The following is a 21474-nucleotide window of genomic DNA, read 5'->3' as shown; positions in this document are numbered from 1 at the left end:
CAACTTATTCATTAGTTTGAGAAGAAACGTATTTCGCTAGGTTTGCTACAGAAGCAAAGTGTTCGCGCGTGTTTGAGTCGTCGGCATCAATAACGATGTTGTATTGTTTTTTAATTGCGAGTCCAAGCTCAAGTGCATCGATAGAATCTAAGCCAAGTCCATCACCAAAAAGTGGTGCATCCGTTTCAATATCATCTACGGTTAAATCTTCAAGGTTTAAAGCATCAATAATAAGTTGCTTAATGTCGTTGTGTAACTGTTCCACTGGGACCTGCTTATTAATAAAAGTTTTCTGGAAAAATGTTTTCAGCTAGGTGCTGTTGTAAGCGTCGCGCCGCTATTGTCGGCGACGTAGTTTGCTTTATAAAAGGGTCAATCTCAACTTTATCCTTAACTTCAACCCTGAAAAAAGGCTTTGTTGCCGGTACTTGATACCATTTTTTCTCTTTTGTGAGGAAACTTGGCGTTACCGTAATATGGACAACCCTTAAATCTCGTTCTGTTCTTACCGCAATTTGTGCTGCGCCGCGTTGTAATTTTGGTTCTACACCTGGTGTTGTTCTTGTCCCTTCAGGAAATATAAGCAACACGTTGCCTTTGTTAAATCGTTCATCACAAAGTGCTAATAAATCATCCGGCGCTTCATTGGGAATATATCCGGCTGCTTTTACGATGTGCTTCATAAAAGGATTCGACCATATCGCCGATTTTACTAAACAGTCGCAGCGATTTAATTGTGAAGCAATGAGAACGTAATCGATTAAACTAGGATGGTTGGCAACAATTAAACAATTACGATCTTGTTGAAGAATATCGGCACCAATAATTTCGTAATCGATTGCTCCACTTAACTTCATCAATTTACAAAAGGTGTTGAATGAATATCGAATGGCACCTTGAACTTTATATTCACGTTCGGTTTGATCCGAAACGAAAATACGAATGGTCGGAATAACAATGAAGCTCAGTGTTAAACCACCTAACCCAAATACTGAAAAACAAAAGCCGGTTGCTAGCACACGCCAATACTGATTTAAGCGACTCATTGCTTGTGCCATTCCCAAATTTGTTTCGGAGCGTGAATAGTCCACTGATTTTCATCTAACAAGTAGTGTTGCAAAAACGCTAGGCCTTGTGGCAACGGGTGGTTTGAGCATTTTGCACTGATGCCGCTTTGCACCGTGAAGCCATCTCCATGAGAAAGTATCAAACCGAGTCCAAACCCTTGGTATTGTTGGTTTTCATATTCTAAATAAGAGTCAGGCATAGGCTCATCAAAGTCAACAAGCAGCACTTTTTTATCAGGATTGTCGGACAAAAACAGCCATGCTTCTAATATTGCACTTTGGAATGTGTTTTCTGCCGCAGCGATCGAAGTTAGGGGGATGGGCTGTTTGGTTGCAATAGTGGCAAGCCCTGCGGCGGTATTATGCACGGACTGAGAAAAAGCCATCGGAGACGCTTCTTCTCCGTTAATAATATCTTTAACTAACGCAACACTGCGATGCAATTCGCCATGACGACTCGAAAATACGAGGTAATCAACCTGATGTTGATTAAGTAATTCGATTGCCGTTTGCACTGCCAGTTTGCTAAGTGGACTCATTCTTCTGCGCATCATCGCAGGAATATCCGCAACATTGATTTTGCCATCTTCTGGCCATTTTATCTCTGTTGCCCATTGTTTCCATTCATTGGATTCGGATAAACCGAATGAATTCGCAGTCCACGCATCAATATTGAACGAAATGTTGATCTTCGAGTTTGGCATATTGGGTTAAATTGTTTATTTTACAGCTCGATACAAATTGGGTTTTACCCAAAGTCATAATAAAAAAGGAAATTATCATGTCGCGTTTTAAGCTGTATGTCTCGTTATTATTAACTTTGCTTCTTGTCGGTTGTGGACGAGTACAACCTGTAATGAATGTGGAGGATACTCCAGTTGCTTATGATCTTCAAAATAAACAAGTAAAAATGGCCATTGTGCAATCGGCAACCAACCGAGGTTGGACGATTGAAGAAGTAAGCCCAGGCGTTCTTATTGCAAAAATTCACGTTCGTAAACACTTTGCAGAAGTAAAAATTCCATATAACAACAAATATTACTCAATTATTTATCTCAACTCAGTAAATCTAAAAGCCAGTGATGGCAAAATCCATCGCAATTACAATCGTTGGATAAACAACTTGAATGTTGATATTCAACGAGCTATTGCATTGTTAGGCTCTCAGTCTAAACAATAAAAATATTAATTGCAGTTAGGTTTTTCCGTGTTAAATCAAAATAATGACCCTTTTAATGCTTTTGAAGCAAAAACAGAAGCTCAGAAGTTATCTTTTGCACCAATCGTGTTCCAGACCGCCAGAACGCTCCGAGATTTAGGTATTTTAGCCGCGCTAGACAGCGCCGGTTCACCAGGCATGAGTGCCACGGACATTGCCGAGAAAACGGGCGTGTCAGAATATGGTGTCAAAGTATTGTTGGATATGGCGATTAGCGCACATATTGTTTTATGGGAAAGACCTAACTATTCGCTTGCGAACCTTGGTTTTTACCTTCTTCACGATGGTATGACGAACGCAAACATGGATTTTACGGCTGATGTCTGTTACGCCGCGATGATGCATCTGACGGAAGCGATTCAAGAAGGTAAGCCTTCAGGTTTGAAAGAGTTGGGCAATTGGGAGACGATTTATCAAGGTCTGTCGACGCTGCCAGACCAAGCCAAACAGAGTTGGTTTAAGTTCGATCACTTCTATTCCGATCGCTCGTTTCCATTACTGCTTAAAGAAGTGTTTGCAAGCAAGCCAAAGCACCTCGTGGATATTGGCGGAAATACCGGGAAATGGGCTATTCAGTGCTGTAAGCATGATCCTGATGTTGAAGTTACCATTGTCGATTTGCCGCAGCAATTAGAAGTGGCGATGTCAAATGTCTCAGAAAACCAGTTCGCCGAGCGTGTACGTCCATACCCTGCCAACATGCTTGATAAAGCACAAACATTGCCTGATCATGCTGACGTATGGTGGATGAGCCAGTTCTTGGATTGCTTTTCCCCAATTGAGATCCTAAATATCCTTAAAAAAGTCAAAGCCCAGTTAATGAAGGGAGATACTATTTACGTATTGGAGCTATTTTGGGATGCCCAAAAATACGCGGGCGCTTCCTATAGTCTTAATGCAACCTCTCTCTACTTTACCTGTTTAGCCAACGGCAATAGTCGTTTTTATCGCAGTGATGATTTCTTAGAAATTGTTGAAGCGGCAGGTTTATCTGTCGTCGAAAGAACCGACAACATTGGCCTTGGTCACACCTTATTAAAACTACAAGCAAACTAAATTCAGAATGAAAACAGAGCTCAAGCAAGTTGTCGTCGTAGGAGCGGGCCCATCTGGCTCCACCGTTTCTGCGTTATTAAAATCGCGTGGCATAGATGTCGTTGTCATAGAAAAAGCCACCTTTCCACGTTTCTCTATCGGAGAAAGCCTGCTTCCTGCATGTATGGAAGTTGTCGAGCAAGCCGGAATGACCAATGCGGTAAAGCAGTTTGGCTTCCAACATAAAGATGGCGCTGCATTTCGTCGCAATGGTGTTTACACCCAGTTCGATTTTACGGACAAATATACCCCAGGGCCGGGTACGACGTTTCAGGTGCAACGTGCCAGCTTTGATAAAGTGCTCGCCGATAGTGCCGCAGAGCAGGGCGTCGATATTCGTTATCAACATGAGCTAGTTAGCTTGGCGTTTGAAGGCAAAAAATCGCGCATAGAAGTTGTTGGGCCGAATAAACAGACCTATCAAATCGAAGCTGATTTTGTTTTGGATGCGAGTGGTTTTGGCCGTGTTTTGCCACGCTTGTTGGATCTTGAAGAGCCTTCTTGTCTTCCTCCAAGAAAAGCGATATTTACTCACATTGAAGATCGTATCTCTCCACAAGAGCCAGAGTACGATCGTAATAAAATTCTGATTTCCGTACATCCTGAAAATCATGATGTATGGTACTGGCTAATTCCATTCTCGAATGGTACATGTTCGTTTGGTGTGGTGGGTGAGCCTGAGTTTTTTGAGCGATACCCAGAGGATAAGCTTGCAGCTTTGCAGCAGTTGGCGAATGAAGAGCCGGGGTTGGCTTCTTTGTTGCGAAACGCGAAGTACCCAAATCCAGCAGGAGAGTTGGGTGGCTATTCAGCGAACGTCAAACGCTTAGCGACAGAAAACTACGCACTGCTTGGTAATGCCGGCGAGTTTCTTGATCCTGTGTTTTCATCGGGTGTCACCATAGCCATGAAGTCGGCGGAATTTGCGGCCGATTGCGTGGTTCGTCAATTAAATGGTGAAGTGGTTGATTGGCAAGAAGAGTATTCGGAACGCTTGATGGTGGGGGTGAACACATTCCGCACTTATGTAGAGGGGTGGTACAGCGGCACATTGCAAGATGTGATCTTCTATCAAAACCCGAATCCACGTATTAAGCAGATGATTAGCGCGATTTTGGCTGGATACGCTTGGGATACAAACAACCCTTACGTAAAACAAAGCGAACAACGTTTGTCGACGCTCGCTGAGCTGGTTCGAGAAGCGGAACTGTAAGAGTATAAATTCTCTTAGCTGAGGATGCGTAAACCTAGGTCTTACCGAGAAATTGGTAAGACCTTTTTTATTATCGACAATACTTTTTTATTTGTACTTCGAGCTTACTGGAGACATCTTGACCACTTGTTTCGAGGTGTATCGAATTTGAGAAAATTTATAGTGATTATGATCACATACATACTCATTGTTGCTGATATTTATATTAAACGTGTAGGAAATGGATTACATTTTGGGAGTGTTCCCTAAATCCGGCTTCGTTGTGAAAACGGTTTATAAGCAACTGTATAAATTAGTAAAGTTCCAAAAACTGCACCAAAAAAAAGATAAGTTTCTTGCCAAATCAATTCGCTTGGTGAGTTCGAACCATCGACTGCGCCAAACACTTCCTTTACTTTCTCGAATTGTCAAAGAACACGACGCGTCAACAGTCTCTTCGGTTGTTGATCCCGAGAACGCGGTGGCGTGGGGAGGCAAAGTTTCTCCAGAGTTCAAATGCAAAGTCATTCGTATTAGTGAAGAGCTGGAGATCAACCCTAATCATCTGATGGCCTGCATGGCATTTGAAACCGCTGAAACCTTCAGTCCAAGCATCAAAAATGGTTCAGGAAGTGGGGCGACAGGGTTAATTCAATTTATGCCCTCTACCGCTGAGTCATTAGGAGTGAGTACGAAAACTCTTGCGAGGATGAGCGCGGTCGAGCAACTTGACTATGTAAAAGCCTATTACTGGCCATATCGCCATAAAATCAATAGCTTGGAAGATGCGTATATGGCAATTCTCTATCCTGCTGCGATTGGCAAACCGTCTTCTTTCGTTTTGTTCAAGCAAGGCTCGATTGCATACCGACAAAATGCGGGTATCGATCGTCACAATACAGGAAAAATCACGCTTAATGATGTTTCCTATAAAGTACGGAAAAAACTAGAGAAAGGTTTACAGCCCAATTTGATGGGATAGGGCCGTGCTTTATTCCACTTCGCTATTGTTGGTTGGTGTATCGATGTCTTTGGTGACTCTGACTTGCATAATGCGATGTTTTTTAACGAGGAGTATGTCAAATCGCCAACCTTGGTAGTGAATGTGCTCCCCAACATTTGGGACTCGACCATAAAGCCATGTCAAAAGCCCATTTAATGTTTGAAAGCCTTCTCGCTCTTCGCCTTCTATGCTGCTCAGTTCGAGTTTATTCTTGAGCTCATTGAGCGGGATCAACGCGTCCATCAACCAGCTGCCATCTTTTTGTTGCTTGGCCCACACTTGCTGTGGTGCCATGCCCAGTTCTCCAGCAATCGACTTTAACAAGTCGTATAGGGTTACTAGGCCTTGTACATCACCATACTCATCGACAATAAAGACCATTTCCGCACTGGTTTGTTGCATGTAGTTAAGGAGAGGTAACCCTTTCATGGACTCGGGTACAAAACGCGGACGCTTGAGCTGTTTAGCCAGTTTACTGATAGACAATTCGTCATATTCATCGAGCAGGACTTTGGATGAAATGGTGCCAATAATATTGTCCAAACTACCCTTACAGACTGGCCATACGGAGTGTTGGGTTTGGCGAAGGTCAGTAAGGATGACATCAATAGGCTGGTTGGCATCCAGGTAATGGATATCGCACCGTGGTGTCATTAGCGATAATGCTAAACGATCGTTAAGGTGGAGTAAGTTGCGAATCATCAATTGCTCTTGTGGCTCAATCGCACCGGACTCAGAGCCTTCGCTAACAATAGCAAAAATATCCTCCTCGGTAACAATCTCACCGTTGCTGTCGTTTTGGCGCAATAATCGGAGAAAAGTATCGGTTGAAAACGTCAATAAGAAGACAAAAGGAGTGGTGAGCTTGGCGAGCCAGTGGATCGGATAAGCTACGATAATAGCGATGGTTTCTGCGTTGTTTTGCGCAAAGCGCTTGGGAACGAGTTCTCCCACCACAATCGCGAAGTAGGTGATCATGAGCACGACGCTCGTCGTTGAAAGTACCGTTGCTATCTCTCTTTCTAGCCCTTGGGTTACTAACCAATTTTCGAATGGTACTGAAAGCGTTGCTTCACCAAAAATACCACTTAATAGCCCGATGACTGTAATGCCTATTTGGATCGTGGAAAGAAACTGAGTCGGATTGTTTTTAAGTTCGAGCGCTAAAGCGGCAGAGGCGTTGTGTTCTGCAATTAATTTTAGCCTTCCGCTTTTGGCTGCGACTAGAGCGATCTCTGACATAGCAAACGCGCCATTGAGTGCGATTAATCCAACCAGCAGTAATACGTCCATAACGTTTCCCAGTAATGTACACGTTAGCAGCATAACTAGATTCACGCGCAAGAAATGTGATGTTGCGAGTAAATCATGCAGCGCTCTATTATCGGGCTCTACGCGCATGAATCCTTCTGTTACTTCACTGGGATTCTGATACACTACGCGCCCATTTCCTCTGTTGAGACGTTTCTATGCCATTTTCTAAGCTTGGTTTAAGCGCATCGATTACTGATGCAGTAAAAGCGCTAGGTTATGAAAAACCGACCTCTATCCAACAAAAAGCCATTCCAATCGTACTGCGTGGTAGCAACTTAATTGCTGCAGCACAAACGGGGACAGGTAAAACGGCCAGTTTTGTTCTACCAATCTTAGAAAAGCTTAGTCAAGGCGAAACGCAACGTAAAAAACGTGCTCGCGCTATTATTCTTACGCCCACACGCGAACTTGCGCTTCAGGTTCATCAAAGCATTGAAGCTTATGGTAAAAACTTACCGCTGCGCTCAATGGCGATGTTTGGTGGTGTGGATTATGCGCCACAAAAACAAGCCTTGATCGAGGGTGTCGATATTGTGGTAAGTACGCCGGGACGTTTGATTGACCTGTACGGTCAACGCGCTATTCACTTTGATGAAGTGGAAATGCTAGTGCTTGATGAAGCGGACAAAATGTTGGACATGGGATTCATCGATGCGATCGATAAGATCGTTGATTGCATGCCAGAACATGTTCAAAGCCTGCTGTTCTCGGCAACGCTATCTAACCCTGTTCGTGATTTGGCGAAAAACGCGATTATTGATCCTGAAGAGATCACGATTGCAAAGCACAGTGCATCTAAGTCGAACATCAAGCAGTGGATAACCACCGTCGATAAGGACATGAAGTCGTCGCTGTTAAGTCACATGCTCAAAGAAAACGACTGGTCGCAAGTACTGGTATTTATTGAAACCAAACACGGTGCTGCCAAGCTTGTTAGCCAACTTGAAAAGCGCGGCATTGTGGCTGAAGCGTTTCACAGTGGCCGTAATCAGCGCGTTCGCCAAGAATTAATAGAAAAGTTCAAAGCCGGTGAAATCCAGTACCTAGTCGCAACTGGTGTTGCAGCGCGCGGTATTGATATCGATAACTTGCCCGTTGTTATTAACTACGACTTACCGTATCCAGCGGATGAATATGTACACCGTATTGGTCGTACTGGTCGTGCTGGCGCACAAGGTGAAGCGATCTCATTAGTCTCAAAAGATGACTTTAAAAACCTTTGTATGATCGAGAGCCGTTTAGGGCACTTGCTAGAGCGAGTGGAAATTGACGGCTTTGCACCAAGAAAGCCAGTGCCGATTTCTATTTTAAATTACGTACCTAAGAACAAGCGTAAACCGCACGATAAGCGCGAATCAAAATAGCCTGTTTTATCTCTACGATCCAAAAGCCGCATTGTTGCGGCTTTTTGCGTTTTAGGGAGATTCACTCATGGGTTGACAGTGTTGGCTTTTATGCCGTAATGAGGAAAAAAGTTAATTTATGTCATACGCTTAACACTCAAAGTGAGTCAGCTTTCGTAAAGCTTTTGTCAATTCTCTGTCCTCAGGTTTGCACAAGGTTAGGAATGGGCGCAGACTTTTTTGCTTGCTAGTGAATGCATAAGATGAGGCATAAATGAAAACAGGTGATAAGCAATTCGCCGTTATTGGTCTTGGCCGATTTGGTTTGGTAGTGTGTAAAGAGCTACAAGATTCAGGAGCTCAAGTTTTAGCGGTTGATATCAACGAAGACAGAGTTAAAGAAGCAGCCAGTTTTGTTAGTCAGGCAATTGTGGCTAATTGTACTCACGAAGAGACGGTTGCTGAGCTTAAGCTTGATGATTACGACATGGTGATGATTGCTATCGGAGCGGACGTTAACGCTAGTATTCTCGCCACACTGATCGCCAAAGAAGCGGGAGTGAAGTCAGTATGGGTTAAAGCCAACGATCGATTTCAAGCGCGTGTCCTGCAAAAGATTGGTGCGGACCACATTATCATGCCTGAACGTGACATGGGGATACGTGTCGCGCGTAAAATGCTCGATAAACGGGTTCTTGAGTTCCACCCTTTAGGTAGTGGCTTGGCCATGACGGAGTTTGTGATTGGATCTCGTTGGATGGGTAAGACATTAAGTGACCTCGCACTGTGCAAAGTCGACGGTGTGCAAGTACTCGGGTTTAAACGGGGCCCAGAAATTACCAAGGCGCCAGACCTTAATACCAAGCTGGAAATTGGCGATCTCATTATTGTGGTTGGCCCGCAAGATGCGCTGGCAAATAAATTAAAATCACTATGACGCAGTTTCATCAAAAAGGCGTTTTTTACGCGCCAGATGGTAAACGAGAAAAAGCCAAGGGTAACGAGCCGCGGATTATATTGCTGAGTTTTCTCGGTGTGTTGCTGCCTTCTGCCGTGCTGTTAACCTTGCCAGTTTTTTCTGTTACAGGCCTTTCGATAACGGACGCTTTGTTTACCGCAACATCCGCCATAAGTGTGACAGGGCTTGGTGTTGTCGATACCGGGCAGCACTTTACGTTAGCCGGGAAGATCTTGCTGATGCTTTTAATGCAAATCGGTGGGTTGGGGCAGATGACGTTGTCGGCGGTTTTACTCTATATGTTTGGTGTGCGTTTAAGCTTACGCCAGCAGGCGTTAGCGAAAGAAGCACTAGGGCAAGACCGACAGGTCAATTTAAACCGACTGGTGAAGCGGATTGTGATTTTTGCGCTTGTCGCGGAATCTATTGGGTTTATTTTCCTTTCCGTTCGTTGGGTTCCTGAAGTGGGCTGGCAAACTGGCATGCTTTACGCGTTATTTCATGCGATTTCTGCGTTTAACAACGCAGGGTTTGCTCTGTTTTCAGACAGTATGATGAGCTTTGTGAATGACCCGCTGGTCATCTTTACCCTGGCCGGGTTATTCATTTTTGGTGGGCTTGGTTTTACTGTTGTCGGAGACATCTGGCTGAACTGGCGTAAAGGTTTCCACTTTTTGCATCTTCATACCAAAATCATGCTTATCGCGACTCCGATATTGCTCTTTGTTGGGACGGTGATGTTTTGGTTACTCGAGCGGAGTAATCCAAATACAATGGAATCGTTACCTTTGGCGGGTCAATGGTTGGCGGCATTCTTCCAATCCGCTAGTGCTCGAACGGCCGGATTCAACAGTGTCGACTTGGCGCAGTTTACCCAGCCAGCTTTATTGATCATGATTGTTTTGATGTTGATTGGTGCTGGGTCCACCTCAACGGGGGGCGGTATTAAGGTTTCCACATTTGCCGTTGCGTTCATGGCTACGTGGACCTTTTTGCGCCAAAAGAAACACGTGGTTATGTTTAAACGAACCGTAAACTGGCAAACCGTGACTAAGTCACTCGCCATTATCGTTGTGAGCGGCGCCATTCTGACAAGCGCGATGTTTTTATTGATGCTCACAGAGAAGGCAAGCTTTGATAAGGTCATGTTTGAAACCATTTCCGCATTTGCGACGGTAGGACTTACCGCTGGTTTGACGGCAGAGCTTTCTGAACCTGGCAAGTACATTATGATCGTGGTAATGATCATTGGTCGTATCGGGCCACTCACGCTTGCCTACATGTTGGCCCGCCCTGAACCTACCTTAATCAAATACCCAGAAGACGCCGTTCTTACAGGGTAAAGTAGTGTTTATCTGCATCCCACCGACCATAACGAGCACTGATTAATAGCAGTGCTCGTACATTTATAAAATATGTGGGACGTTGCCCAATTTTATCTACAAAGTCGCAGAAGTTTATTTCTTCTTCCTTTTGTTTCGATACTATTCATTCACTCAATTTATACCCTCGGAAGCCACACTTACAAAAGTATTTGGGCATCCGACGCTTTTGTAACGTGATGCTAAATAATATTGTGTTATCTGAGCGAATTGATACCAGCCTTAGTCGTTAGCCACTCAACCTCATTCTATGTTTATGGGTGATTGTGTACTGGCCGTGCTTGGTATTAAACGAATCGAAAAGATGGAGCCGTACTTTGAAATTCAACACACTCGCCTTGACTATGCTAACTGCGCTTCTTGCAGGTAAGAGCATGGCAACTACTCCGCCATCACCAGTTTGGCATACTATTGCGTTGAGCGATGGTACCTCTAGTGAGGCAATCTTACGCGGCACTGCCGATTTCCACTGGTTTGAAGATAAACAAGGTAATGCCTTGGTTCATGAATATGGCATTTGGTTTTTTGCACAGATTCAGCGCGAGTCAGACATCCCAACGTTACGCTCGACGGGTGTTGCTAAAACTCAATCGAGTGATGCGCCTGAATCGGCGAAGTTTCGCCCGGATCTACAAGTTAAGCCGCAGTTATCTTCTCTAAAAACCATTGAACCGATGGCGCGCCAAAATCTATTGCGTTCGGCGCAAGGTTATCAGGCGATGAGTAGCTCATCGGTGAAGCAGCAACCACTGTTGGTTGTGCAAGTCTCCTTTGATGACCAAGCAATGGTGCATGACTTCGAACAACGTGTGTTTAATACCGATGGCCAAAGCGTTGTCGATTATTTTGATAAAAACTCTCAAGGGAAATTCAAAGTTGTCCCTGCGATTGAGAGTTATGGTACCGCGAATGATGGTGTGATCAATTTGACCGTGGCGCAAAGCCACCCCAATTGCCACTCTAGCTCAACTGACAAGACTTGCACTGCCAAGTTGAATGCGGTCTTCACCGAAGCGTATCAAAAACTGGATCCATACTTTAACCTTTCGGCTTACGACAGCAATCAAAATGGAACCGTTGAACCTTCAGAGTTGTCGGTGATGTTTATCTTTGCTGGTGGCGACCGTTCAACCGGATTCCTTGATCGCCCTTCTATTTGGCCGCATAAATTCTCTCACGATGATGTGACCCTAGATGGCAAAAAAATTGCCGATTATTGTGTGTTTGCTGACTACCAAGTTGATCATCAAGCGACGTTAGGCGTGATTGTACATGAGCTTGGCCACTTAATGCTTGGCTTGCCGGATTTGTACGCAAGGAACAGTGATGCCTCGATCGGTTCTTGGGGCGTGATGGGCGGTGGTTCATGGGCACAGAAACCGGGAGACTCATACGCAGGAGACACGCCAGTGAACATGAGTGCGTGGAGCAAACACGCCGCTGGTTTCGTAGTACCAACGATCACTCATGAAAGCCCGATGCCTATTTCCGTGAACAACGACGATGTCAAACTGGTGTATCTCGACCCATACTTGAAAGAGTTTGGCCCACGCGTTTATTTGGAAAACCGTACCTTTAGCGGTTACGACCGAGCATTGGCGGCAGAAGGCATACTAGCGACGTCGGTTAATGTCCAGAATCGCTTTAACGATGTTGGCGCGATGCAGGTTCAAATCATGCAGGCCGATGGTCTGAATGAGTTAGAACATGATGGAAGCAGTGATGCCGGCGATTTGTATCCTAATGGTGGCAATGTCATTTCAGATACATCGACCCCGGGTCTGAGAGCGATCGCCGGGTTTGATACTGGGGTTCGTATTTCCAACATTGCCAGCAATACCAACGGCGGCAGTTTTTCTCTTGAGCATATAAACGAGCCAAATAAATCGGCATGGTTGAACTCTCTTCACCAAGGTTATGTGTACGCAAGTGGCAGTAACACCCTGGCGGTATCATTGGATTTGAATGCTGAGACAAAGCTTGATGGTCTTCAACTTTACGCGCAAAGCAATAGCGCTCAAAGTGACATGACTTATCGAGTATGGCGATTCCCATTCTCAGGTAACGTGGGCTACCGATTAATATTGGATCAGAACAATGCTGAACTTTTACAGCAAGGTAGCTTCCAAAAGCCATCCCGAATTTTATTCCCTCAACCGAGCCAATTAAGTGCGGGTCAGCACCTGTTAGTAGTGGAATTAGAAGGCGGTGAATTTGAATCGAACTTTGACTTTGGCCGCTTACTAAAAACTGAAAAATCATCCCTGCCTGTAATGTGGACTGGTAATTACAACGAGATAGGTACGTTTGGTTTAGAGCAAGCCGGGTTCTCTTATGTTCCGTTTGCAGCGCTCTTGAATGTGGAGGCGAACAACATTGTTGAAGCGAAAGCTGATTCACTGCAAACCGATAAGAACACGCCAATCGATCTGAACCTGATGGACAATGATTTCATGGCCATAGGGTATCAGTTCAATGTGGACATTGTGCAGAAGCCTGAGCATGGCACTATTTCTGGCAACCAATACCAACCTGACGCTAACTTTGTTGGTTTGGACAGCTTCCAATATCGTTTGCTGTCTACGGATGGCGTGTATTCGTCTTCGGTTGTGAGCGTGCAGGTCGAAGTACTTGGTAGTAATGAAGCACCAAAAGCGCTCATCGATGTGGATAGCCAGGAGATTACTGCTGGACAGAAAGTAACGTTGTCGGCGGCAAACAGCACAGATGCGGATGGCGATGTGTTGAACTACCGATGGGAGCAATTGGCTGGTACTTCAGTTTCTATCGGAAATTCGACCAGTGCTACGGCAAGCTTTACAGTGCCTCAAGGTATAAAAGCGGGTGAGGTTCTGACATTCCGTCTAACCGTTACTGATCCAAGTAATGAAACCTCCAGTGCTACCGTCAATTTAACCATGCAAAACGCAGCGCCAGTCACGTTAGCAGATACGGCGACCGTTGCCGTTGGTGAAAGCATTGTGATTGATGCTGCTGGCAATGATTCGGATGTGAATGGCGATAAACTGGTTGTAGAAAGCGTACAGAACCTAACGGGCGTGGGAAGTGCGAGTGTAGAAAATGGCAAAATTCGTTTTCAAGCTCCGGATAGTGCGGTTGATAACATCAAGCTGCAATATACGGTTTCAGATGGCAACGGTGCTACCGCAATAGGTGAAGTGACCGTGACGGTTGTCGCTTCTTTGAAAACAACGACATTCAAGAACTCTGAAGGTAGTGGCAGTGTTTCTTATTGGGCTCTGATGTTACTTGTTGCATTGGGCTGGCGACGCCGCGTCTAAAACGATATCGAATTACGGTATAAGCCACTCACATTGAGTGGCTTATTTTTTGTGCCTGTTTTACTTCCTAGTGTCTCTCATTATCTTATGAGATGTGTTTCTCATTATTTTTAAAGCGATTTTTCTATTCAGCGGTTACCCTATGGGCAGATTTTTATAAATTAAGGATGTTGTATGTCAACCGAGGACTTTTCTGTTTCGGCAATATGCCGAGAAGCAGCAGTGATGGTCAGAAGGAACCTACTCGCAATTGTCATTGCCTGTATTCCATTGATCATCGTGCACTCAATTTTTGTGTTTATGTATCCTGAAATGACGGGGCAAGATCAAGCGAACGCTCAAGAAGGAAACATCGCGGGATTTTATTTCGTCACAATCATTTTATACCCACTTGTTGCCGCGATGGCGGCTGTACGTGTACACCGAATTTATTTGGTTGGCGATTACATGCACTCAGCGTTGGATGTATTTCGCTTGTCAGCCAGAGAATTCCGTTTCATTGGCTGGTGGATATTATTTGGGTTGATGATGATGCTCGTCATTGGTATCCCAATCTTTGTGTTGTCGTTTCTCTATATTGCAGAAAGTGGTGAACCTGATTTTGTCGCCATGGCGTTTATCACAACGGTTGCAAGCATTCCGGGCTATTGGGTGATGGCGCGCTGGTCATTTGTATTGCCTGCGACCGCAATGGATCATCAGCCGCGCAGCTTGCGTCGTTCGTGGAACCAAAGCAGACCATACAACAAACAAGTATTCATTTTGATGGGCTTAATTCCATTGGGCGCGGGATTGCTCAGTCAGCTTATCTTTAGTCACTTTACTAACCTCTTCATGCTGAGTCTTGTGGGTGTTGCTTATGGTATTTTCGGTGCGTACCAGTTGGCTTTGTTATCGTTGAGCTATAAAACGGTCGTGGACATTGAACGCGCTCGTTTTGATACACCATCAGAGCCACCAAAAACGGGTGAAGAGTTTTCCGCTTAATCATTTGATCGCTTTTACATGCCACTTCCGTTTGTGAGGTGGTATGCAGCGGGTTAATACCTTCCTACCGCCTTCGCGTTATTCACGCAAAATACCCATGCCCATTTCATGGCTGAATGACAGTGACGTTCACACGTATACTGACAGCAGTACTTCTTTTTATTAAGGAACCCCAAATGTCCATTTGGCAACGGGTCAGTTTCACCCATCGCTTCAGTCAATTACCGTCAGCTTTCTATACTTTGGTCGAGCCACAACCCTTGGATAACACTCGTTGGGTCGCTTGGAATGGTGAGTTTGCGCAGCAGTTTGGTTTACCAGCAGAGCAAAGCGATGAGCTATTGGCGGTTTTTTCTGGGCAAAGCGAATTCGAACCGTTTCGCCCTCTGGCGATGAAATACGCAGGACATCAGTTTGGCGTTTACAACCCAGATTTGGGCGATGGACGTGGATTGCTGTTGGCGGAAATTGAGCATCAAGATGGCACTTGGTTTGATCTTCACCTTAAAGGCGCGGGGCTAACCCCCTACTCGCGAATGGGGGACGGCAGGGCGGTGTTGCGCTCAACCATTCGTGAGTATCTATGTAGTGAAGCCATGGCAGGGCTTGGGATCCCGACGACTCGTGCTCTTGGCATGATGGTCGGTGACACGCCGGTTTATCGCGAGAAAACAGAATTCGGCGCAATGTTGATTCGTATGGCGGAGACCCACGTGCGTTTTGGCCATTTCGAGCATTTTTTCTATACCAATCAATTGGCAGAGCAAAAGTTGCTGGCGGACAAAGTGATCGAGTGGCATTTTGCTGATTGTGCATCGGCAGAGAAGCCATACGCTGCAATGTTTGGTGAAATTGTTCAGAAAACAGCGGACATGATTGCTTATTGGCAAGCGTATGGGTTTGCTCATGGGGTAATGAACACCGATAACATGTCGATCCTTGGTCAAACGTTTGATTACGGCCCGTTTGGTTTTCTTGATGATTATGAGCCGGGATATATTTGTAATCATTCCGACTACCAAGGCCGTTATGCATTTGACCAACAGCCAAGAATTGCGCTTTGGAACCTATCAGCACTCGCGCATGCGCTATCGCCACTCGTTGAGCGAGAAGATTTAGAAGCATCGTTGAGTCAATTTGAAGTCCGGTTGAGTCAGCAGTTCAGCCGCCTAATGCGTGAGAAGTTGGGTTTAAAAACCAAGATCGCGGAAGATGGACGTTTATTTGAAGCAATGTTTGAGCTCCTTCACCAAAATAACACGGATTACACTCGCTTCTTTAGAACGCTTTCAAATCTTGATACTGATTCTTCTCAAGCCGTAATCGACTTGTTTCTTGACCGAGAAGCTGCGCGAGCTTGGCTTGATCTGTACTTAGCTCGATGTGAACTAGAGGTTGATGAACTAGGGGATCTGATTTCAGCCGAACAACGTTGCGAACAGATGCGTCAAGCCAATCCCAAATACATCTTGCGTAACTACTTGGCTCAGTTGGCGATTGATAAAGCGGAAGAAGGGGACTTTAGCGAATTACACCGATTGGCCGAACTGTTAAAGCGCCCATTTGATGAGCAGCCCGAGTTTGATGATTACGCGAAATTGCCACCAGAATGGGGGAAGAAAATGGAGATAAGCTGTTCTTCATAAATGGGTCATTTCCCACCCATTTGAATCTTTTTCTTGGGTGGAATTCACTCGTTATACTCAGTGTTCATGTTAATGGGCTTTGTTAATTTGTTGAAATACATATGAATTTTAACATGGTCCATTAATTGCTCTTTGTTGAACATCCGTACCCATCGCCTAATACCTAGTTATTCATGGACGGGATGGGATGTGATTCAACAAGGAGAATAATAATGTTTAAGCCTCTAACTCTACTATCTGTCTCTGCGCTTGCTGTAACGAGCTTTAACGCTGCCGCGAATTGTGACCCAGGTGAAACGGTCATCAAGTTCAGCCATGTAACGAACGCGGACAAACACCCAAAAGGTATTGCGGCTTCGTTACTTGAAAAACGCGTTAACGAAGAGATGAACGGTAAAGTCTGTATGCAGGTGTTTCCGAACTCAACGCTTTACGATGATGATAAGGTGTTGGAAGCACTACTAAATGGTGATGTTCAACTCGCTGCACCTTCTCTTTCTAAGTTTGAGAAATTCACCAAAAAGTACCGCCTTTTCGATCTGCCTTTCTTATTCGACGATGTCGACGCTGTTGACCGCTTCCAAAACTCTGAAGCCGGTGAAAAGCTGAAAAACTCAATGAAACGACGTGGCCTACAAGGTATTGCGTTTTGGCATAATGGCATGAAGCAAATGTCAGCCAACAAGCCGCTCATTTCTCCAGCCGATGCTGAAGGGCTTAAGTTCCGTGTTCAAGCTTCTGACGTTCTCGTTGCTCAGTTTGAACAGCTAGGCGCAAACCCGCAAAAAATGTCATTCAAAGAAGTGTACGGTGGCCTGCAAACTAAGGTTATTGATGGTCAAGAAAATACTTGGTCAAACATCTACGGCAAAAAGTTCTTCGAAGTTCAAGATGGCATTACGGAAACGAACCACGGGATTCTGGATTACCTAGTGGTGACGTCAAACGACTTCTGGAAAAACTTACCAGACGATCAGCGCGAGCAGCTAAACACAATCATCCAAGAGGTGACAGCGCAGCGTAATGCTGAGTCGACCAAAGTGAACCTTGCGAACAAAAACAACATCATCGAAGCTGGTGGTGTGGTTCGCACGTTAACGCCAGAGCAGCGCCAAGAATGGGTCACTGCACTTCAGCCAGTATGGAAGAAGTTTGAAAAAGACATTGGTTCTGACCTAATTGAAGCCGCTTTGGCTTCTAACCAAAAATAATAAACGCCTAGCACGCTTAGCCCTCTCTATTAGAGGGGGCTCTTTTCCCCTACAGACGACGTGATGTAATTATGGAACAGACTTTTTTTGCCAAGGCTGGACGAATCACCGATGCCATTGAAGAGACTTTGATTGCTTTCTTCCTAGGTGCCATGACCTTGTTAACCTTTGCCAATGTCATCTTTCGTTATGTCTTTAACGACAATATTCTTTGGGCGCTTGAGCTCACCGTCTTTATGTTCGCATGGATGGTGTTGGTCGGCGCTTCTTACGGTGTGAAAAAACACTTTCATATTGGTGTTGATGTGATCATCAACATAGTGCCAGAGGGCAAACGAAAAGCCTTGGCGTTATTTGCTGCAATATGCTGTTTAGCCTTCTCTATTTTGCTTTTAATTGGCTCTTGGAACTACTGGTATCCGTTCGCCACAGACCGAGCGTGGTATGAAACGGATGATATTCCAATGCCGGAAATGCTTCAGTTTATGGCGGATTGGTTAAACGAGGGAGAGCGTTACGAAAAGCTGCCACGTTTTATTCCTTATTTCGCTTTGCCGCTTGGTATGGCGTTGCTAACGCTGAGATTTGCTCAGGCAACATGGCAAATTGCTACCGGAAAGCTCGACCGACTGATTGCAGGACATGAAGCGGAAGAAGAGCTAGAGGCGCTTCAAGAAGAGATGAGTGATGCCGGTGATCTTATGGCTCCAAAGGCCTCAGACAATTCTAAGAGCAAGGAGCAATAAGCCATGGATATCTTATTTCTATTTTTGATGGTGATTGGTTTCATGCTCGTCGGCGTGCCAATCGCAGTTTCTCTGGGTCTTTCCAGTATTCTTTTCCTTTTGATTCATTCGGATGCGTCTTTGGCGTCTGTTGCTCAAACGTTGTTTAATGCATTTGCTGGACACTACACTCTATTAGCAATTCCATTCTTCATTTTAGCTTCAAGCTTTATGTCGACAGGTGGTGTAGCGAAACGGATCATTCGTTTCGCGATTGCGATTGTAGGCTGGTTCCGTGGTGGTTTAGCGATGGCTTCGGTTGTCGCGTGTATGATGTTTGCCGCGCTGTCAGGTTCATCTCCAGCAACGGTTGTTGCCATAGGTAGCATCGTTATCGCAGGTATGATCAAAAACGGCTACTCAAAAGAGTTTGCGGCCGGCGTAATTTGTAACGCAGGTACGCTAGGGATTTTGATTCCGCCGTCTATTGTTATGGTGGTTTACGCTGCCGCGACCGATGTATCAGTTGGGCGTATGTTCCTCGGTGGTGTGATTCCCGGTTTGCTAGCGGGTGTCATGCTGATGATAGCGATCTATATTGCTGCCCGTATTAAGAACCTGCCAAAACAACCATTTGTCGGTTGGAAAGAGACGTTTGATGCAGCTAAGGATGCAAGCTGGGGCTTGTTGCTGGTGGTGATCATTCTCGGTGGTATTTATGGCGGTATTTTCACCCCAACAGAAGCCGCTGCAGTTGCAGCTGTGTACTCGTTCTTTATTGCCAACTTTGTATACAAAGACATGGGGCCATTTGCTGATAAGCAAAATACTAAGCCTGCATTAGTCAAAATTTTTCACACCTTCGTTCATAAAGACACCAAACACACGCTGTATGAAGCGGGTAAACTCACCATCATGCTGCTTTTCATTATTGCCAATGCGTTAATTTTGAAGCACGTTCTCACGGAAGAGCGCATCCCGCAAATGATCACAGAGTCAATGATGTCAGCTGGTTTAGGACCAATCACCTTCTTGATTGTGGTGAACGTATTGCTGTTGATTGGTGGTCAATTTATGGAGCCATCAGGCTTATTGATCATTGTTGCACCACTGGTGTTCCCAATTGCGATAGCACTGGGGATCGACCCCATTCACTTAGGTATTATGATGGTGGTGAATATGGAGATAGGTATGATAACACCACCTGTTGGGCTTAACTTGTTTGTTACTGCAGGTGTCGCCAAAATGTCGATGATGAATGTAGTAAAAGCCGCACTGCCATGGGTGGCGGTGATGTTCCTATTCCTCATTATTGTAACGTACGTGCCATGGGTATCGACTTGGTTACCAACCACCTTGATGGGGCCAGAAATCATCACTAAATAATGGCACCAGATATTTGAAGAAAAACAAAAGAGGTGTGATGATTCACACCTCTTCGTCTATGGGTTTGTAGCTAGGCCTACGAGGGTCTGGGTGGACTCGCCGTTCGTAGCTTCGCCACTTCTTTTTATTCTTGCGCCGCTCCTCGCCTGAACGTCTCTCTTCTTGATATTGCCCGTCTACCATCACGGTATCTGTAATGATCGGTATTCTCACTTTCTCGTTCATATCCGTAACAACCATGATGAATCAATTATTAAAAATTATGATTCAAGTTGGATATAATACCAATCCTTGAGAATCGTTTTATTTATAGAGCTCTTTATCTATTTGATAGCGTTGCATTTTGTCATACAGAGTTTTTCGAGGCACATTCAATTGCGCCATTGTCTGTTTAATGCTGCCGTTATTTTCCAGTAATGCGCCTTCAATGGCTGCTCTCTCGAACTCTGCTACTTGTTCTGCAAGACTTGAAGAAGGCTTGGCAACTGGAGCCGATTCTCCTAACTGAATTAATTTACCCAATAGCACGAAACGCTCTGCTGCATTTCTTAGCTCGCGAACATTGCCTGGCCAGTCATGGTTCATCAGTTGGGCGAGGTCGTGGGATGACAAGCTAGGAGAGCTTTTACCGTAACGTGAAGCCGCTACCAATAGGAAATGATGGAAGAGGGCAGGGATGTCTTCTTTCCGTTCACGCAGTGGCGGGAGATCTAAGGTAACCACATTCAGTCGATAGTAAAGATCTTGGCGAAAGGTTCCCTCTTCAGCAGCGCGTTTCAAATCGACTTTGGTTGCGGCAATTACTCGAATATCTAAGGGCAAGAGTTCATTCGAGCCGACACGCTCAATCACACGCTCTTGCAGTACTCTCAGTAAACGGATTTGGGCTTGGATTGGCATTGACTCGATTTCATCCAAGAAAAGTGTACCGCCTTGAGCAAATTCAAATTTACCGATACGGCGGCTTTCTGCGCCAGTAAATGCGCCTTTTTCATGCCCGTAGAGTTCGCTCTCAATCAAATTCTCTGGTACTGCACCACAATTTACTGCGACAAAGTTTTGGTTCCGTCGAGAGCTTTGTTCATGCAAAGAACGGGCGATTAACTCTTTACCTGTACCAGTCTCGCCAAACAATAAGATATCTGCATCAGTATCGGCGATGTGAGCAATGGTTTCGCGTAACATTTGAATGCTAGACGTTTCTCCGATAACACGAGGTCCGAGCGTTTTACTTGCCTTGAGAGACAGGCGTAACTTCTCGTTTTCAACCGTTAATTGGCGCTTCTCAATGGCGCGCTTGACGGTTTCAACTAGGTGCTCAGGTGGGAATGGCTTTTCGATAAAATCATACGCTCCTTGGTGTAACGCATTAACCGCCATTGAGATATCGCCATGACCAGTAATCATAATCACGGGAAGATGGGTGTCTTTGCGCACAAGGGTATTCAGTAAATCCATCCCTGAAATACCGGGTAAGCAAATATCGGTAATCACCACACCTGGTTCGGCCCCCTGCTTAATGGCGAGTAAGGCAGATTCAGCGTCTGGAAAGAATGTGGCATCGATATCTGCCAATTCAAACGTTTGTTCTATTGCCAGTCTAAGATCGGCTTCATCATCAATAAAAAACACCTGACACATGAT

At 45.1% G+C, this 21474-nt stretch carries 19 protein-coding genes; 13 read left to right on the top strand and 6 right to left on the bottom strand.

Annotated elements, in window-relative coordinates:
• Window positions 1-4: 4 nt before the first annotated feature.
• From FR741_RS10830 to FR741_RS10820, 3 genes are read right to left on the bottom strand one after another with little or no spacing between them, the layout of a single operon-like run.
• On the bottom strand, window positions 5-265 hold the full coding sequence (locus FR741_RS10830; protein ID WP_005382278.1) for a phosphopantetheine-binding protein: 261 nt from the start codon (window positions 263-265) through the stop codon (window positions 5-7).
• 13 nt (window positions 266-278) lie between these two features.
• On the bottom strand, window positions 279-1046 hold the full coding sequence (locus FR741_RS10825; RefSeq protein ID WP_047009495.1) for a lysophospholipid acyltransferase family protein: 768 nt from the start codon (window positions 1044-1046) through the stop codon (window positions 279-281).
• On the bottom strand, window positions 1043-1771 hold the full coding sequence (locus FR741_RS10820) for a beta-ketoacyl synthase chain length factor (RefSeq protein WP_167426786.1): 729 nt from the start codon (window positions 1769-1771) through the stop codon (window positions 1043-1045). The genes FR741_RS10825 and FR741_RS10820 overlap by 4 nt, the downstream gene beginning before the upstream one ends.
• A 77-nt stretch (window positions 1772-1848) precedes the next feature.
• On the opposite strand from FR741_RS10820, the gene FR741_RS10815 reads away from it, so the two are divergent.
• The 4 genes from FR741_RS10815 to FR741_RS10800 all read left to right on the top strand — a co-directional run bounded on the left by FR741_RS10815 (window position 1849) and on the right by FR741_RS10800 (window position 5555).
• Entirely contained in the window at window positions 1849-2247 is a 399-nt protein-coding gene (locus FR741_RS10815) for a hypothetical protein (RefSeq protein WP_005390458.1), read from the top strand.
• A gap of 27 nt (window positions 2248-2274) precedes the next feature.
• Window positions 2275-3342, top strand: a complete 1068-nt coding sequence (locus FR741_RS10810; RefSeq protein WP_167426785.1) for a methyltransferase — start codon at window positions 2275-2277, stop codon at window positions 3340-3342.
• Window positions 3343-3349: 7 nt separating this feature from the next.
• On the top strand, window positions 3350-4594 hold the full coding sequence (locus FR741_RS10805; protein ID WP_167426784.1) for an NAD(P)/FAD-dependent oxidoreductase: 1245 nt from the start codon (window positions 3350-3352) through the stop codon (window positions 4592-4594).
• A gap of 220 nt (window positions 4595-4814) precedes the next feature.
• Entirely contained in the window at window positions 4815-5555 is a 741-nt protein-coding gene (locus tag FR741_RS10800) for a transglycosylase SLT domain-containing protein (RefSeq protein ID WP_079855598.1), read from the top strand.
• Window positions 5556-5564: 9 nt separating this feature from the next.
• Here FR741_RS10800 and FR741_RS10795 read toward each other — a convergent pair whose 3' ends face one another.
• Window positions 5565-6869 (bottom strand): hemolysin family protein, encoded by a 1305-nt coding sequence (locus FR741_RS10795; RefSeq protein ID WP_082244850.1) that lies wholly within the window; start codon window positions 6867-6869, stop codon window positions 5565-5567.
• Window positions 6870-7045: 176 nt separating this feature from the next.
• On the opposite strand from FR741_RS10795, the gene FR741_RS10790 reads away from it, so the two are divergent.
• The 9 genes from FR741_RS10790 to FR741_RS10750 all read left to right on the top strand — a co-directional run bounded on the left by FR741_RS10790 (window position 7046) and on the right by FR741_RS10750 (window position 19830).
• Window positions 7046-8254: a DEAD/DEAH box helicase gene (locus tag FR741_RS10790; RefSeq protein WP_046874220.1), complete on the top strand. Its 1209-nt coding sequence runs from the start codon at window positions 7046-7048 to the stop codon at window positions 8252-8254.
• Between the two features lie 253 nt (window positions 8255-8507).
• Window positions 8508-9170: a potassium channel family protein gene (locus FR741_RS10785; RefSeq protein WP_167426783.1), complete on the top strand. Its 663-nt coding sequence runs from the start codon at window positions 8508-8510 to the stop codon at window positions 9168-9170.
• Window positions 9167-10534, top strand: coding sequence for a TrkH family potassium uptake protein (locus FR741_RS10780; protein ID WP_167426782.1), 1368 nt, complete (start codon window positions 9167-9169; stop codon window positions 10532-10534). Before FR741_RS10785 ends, FR741_RS10780 begins: the two co-directional genes overlap by 4 nt.
• A 356-nt stretch (window positions 10535-10890) precedes the next feature.
• Window positions 10891-13875, top strand: coding sequence for a M6 family metalloprotease domain-containing protein (locus tag FR741_RS10775; RefSeq protein ID WP_167426781.1), 2985 nt, complete (start codon window positions 10891-10893; stop codon window positions 13873-13875).
• Between the two features lie 174 nt (window positions 13876-14049).
• Window positions 14050-14862 (top strand): hypothetical protein, encoded by an 813-nt coding sequence (locus FR741_RS10770; RefSeq protein ID WP_005390499.1) that lies wholly within the window; start codon window positions 14050-14052, stop codon window positions 14860-14862.
• A gap of 176 nt (window positions 14863-15038) precedes the next feature.
• Window positions 15039-16508, top strand: coding sequence for a protein adenylyltransferase SelO (locus tag FR741_RS10765; protein ID WP_167426780.1), 1470 nt, complete (start codon window positions 15039-15041; stop codon window positions 16506-16508).
• A gap of 212 nt (window positions 16509-16720) precedes the next feature.
• The gene (locus FR741_RS10760) at window positions 16721-17719 is read left to right on the top strand and encodes a TRAP transporter substrate-binding protein (protein ID WP_005390503.1); all 999 of its coding nucleotides are present in this window, start codon (window positions 16721-16723) and stop codon (window positions 17717-17719) included.
• Between the two features lie 71 nt (window positions 17720-17790).
• Window positions 17791-18465 (top strand): TRAP transporter small permease, encoded by a 675-nt coding sequence (locus FR741_RS10755; RefSeq protein ID WP_005390505.1) that lies wholly within the window; start codon window positions 17791-17793, stop codon window positions 18463-18465.
• 3 nt (window positions 18466-18468) lie between these two features.
• On the top strand, window positions 18469-19830 hold the full coding sequence (locus tag FR741_RS10750; RefSeq protein WP_005390510.1) for a TRAP transporter large permease: 1362 nt from the start codon (window positions 18469-18471) through the stop codon (window positions 19828-19830).
• Window positions 19831-19872: 42 nt separating this feature from the next.
• On the opposite strand, the gene FR741_RS23645 is transcribed toward FR741_RS10750, so the two are convergent.
• Window positions 19873-20055, bottom strand: coding sequence for a hypothetical protein (locus FR741_RS23645; protein WP_041853050.1), 183 nt, complete (start codon window positions 20053-20055; stop codon window positions 19873-19875).
• A gap of 78 nt (window positions 20056-20133) precedes the next feature.
• Window positions 20134-21471 (bottom strand): sigma-54-dependent transcriptional regulator, encoded by a 1338-nt coding sequence (locus FR741_RS10745; RefSeq protein WP_167426779.1) that lies wholly within the window; start codon window positions 21469-21471, stop codon window positions 20134-20136.
• Window positions 21472-21474: the final 3 nt, after the last annotated feature.

Source organism: Vibrio diabolicus (assembly GCF_011801455.1).
Taxonomy (GTDB): Bacteria; Pseudomonadota; Gammaproteobacteria; order Enterobacterales; family Vibrionaceae; genus Vibrio; species Vibrio diabolicus.
Note: the sequence above shows the minus strand (reverse complement) of the source record. Positions and strands in the feature narration are given on the sequence as shown.

Excerpts from the sequence above, each read along its gene's own strand:
- FR741_RS10780 (WP_167426782.1), top strand. The coding sequence starts at position 9,167 with ATGACGCAGTTTCATCAAAAAGGCGTTTTTTACGCGCCAGATGGTAAA.
- FR741_RS10820 (WP_167426786.1), bottom strand. The coding sequence starts at position 1,771 with ATGCCAAACTCGAAGATCAACATTTCGTTCAATATTGATGCGTGGACT.
- FR741_RS10825 (WP_047009495.1), bottom strand. The coding sequence starts at position 1,046 with ATGAGTCGCTTAAATCAGTATTGGCGTGTGCTAGCAACCGGCTTTTGT.
- FR741_RS10770 (WP_005390499.1), top strand. The coding sequence starts at position 14,050 with ATGTCAACCGAGGACTTTTCTGTTTCGGCAATATGCCGAGAAGCAGCA.
- FR741_RS10785 (WP_167426783.1), top strand. The coding sequence starts at position 8,508 with ATGAAAACAGGTGATAAGCAATTCGCCGTTATTGGTCTTGGCCGATTT.
- FR741_RS10815 (WP_005390458.1), top strand. The coding sequence starts at position 1,849 with ATGTCGCGTTTTAAGCTGTATGTCTCGTTATTATTAACTTTGCTTCTT.
- FR741_RS10760 (WP_005390503.1), top strand. The coding sequence starts at position 16,721 with ATGTTTAAGCCTCTAACTCTACTATCTGTCTCTGCGCTTGCTGTAACG.
- FR741_RS10800 (WP_079855598.1), top strand. The coding sequence starts at position 4,815 with ATGGATTACATTTTGGGAGTGTTCCCTAAATCCGGCTTCGTTGTGAAA.
- FR741_RS10795 (WP_082244850.1), bottom strand. The coding sequence starts at position 6,869 with ATGGACGTATTACTGCTGGTTGGATTAATCGCACTCAATGGCGCGTTT.
- FR741_RS10805 (WP_167426784.1), top strand. The coding sequence starts at position 3,350 with ATGAAAACAGAGCTCAAGCAAGTTGTCGTCGTAGGAGCGGGCCCATCT.
- FR741_RS10750 (WP_005390510.1), top strand. The coding sequence starts at position 18,469 with ATGGATATCTTATTTCTATTTTTGATGGTGATTGGTTTCATGCTCGTC.
- FR741_RS10755 (WP_005390505.1), top strand. The coding sequence starts at position 17,791 with ATGGAACAGACTTTTTTTGCCAAGGCTGGACGAATCACCGATGCCATT.
- FR741_RS23645 (WP_041853050.1), bottom strand. The coding sequence starts at position 20,055 with ATGAACGAGAAAGTGAGAATACCGATCATTACAGATACCGTGATGGTA.
- FR741_RS10745 (WP_167426779.1), bottom strand. The coding sequence starts at position 21,471 with ATGTGTCAGGTGTTTTTTATTGATGATGAAGCCGATCTTAGACTGGCA.
- FR741_RS10765 (WP_167426780.1), top strand. The coding sequence starts at position 15,039 with ATGTCCATTTGGCAACGGGTCAGTTTCACCCATCGCTTCAGTCAATTA.
- FR741_RS10790 (WP_046874220.1), top strand. The coding sequence starts at position 7,046 with ATGCCATTTTCTAAGCTTGGTTTAAGCGCATCGATTACTGATGCAGTA.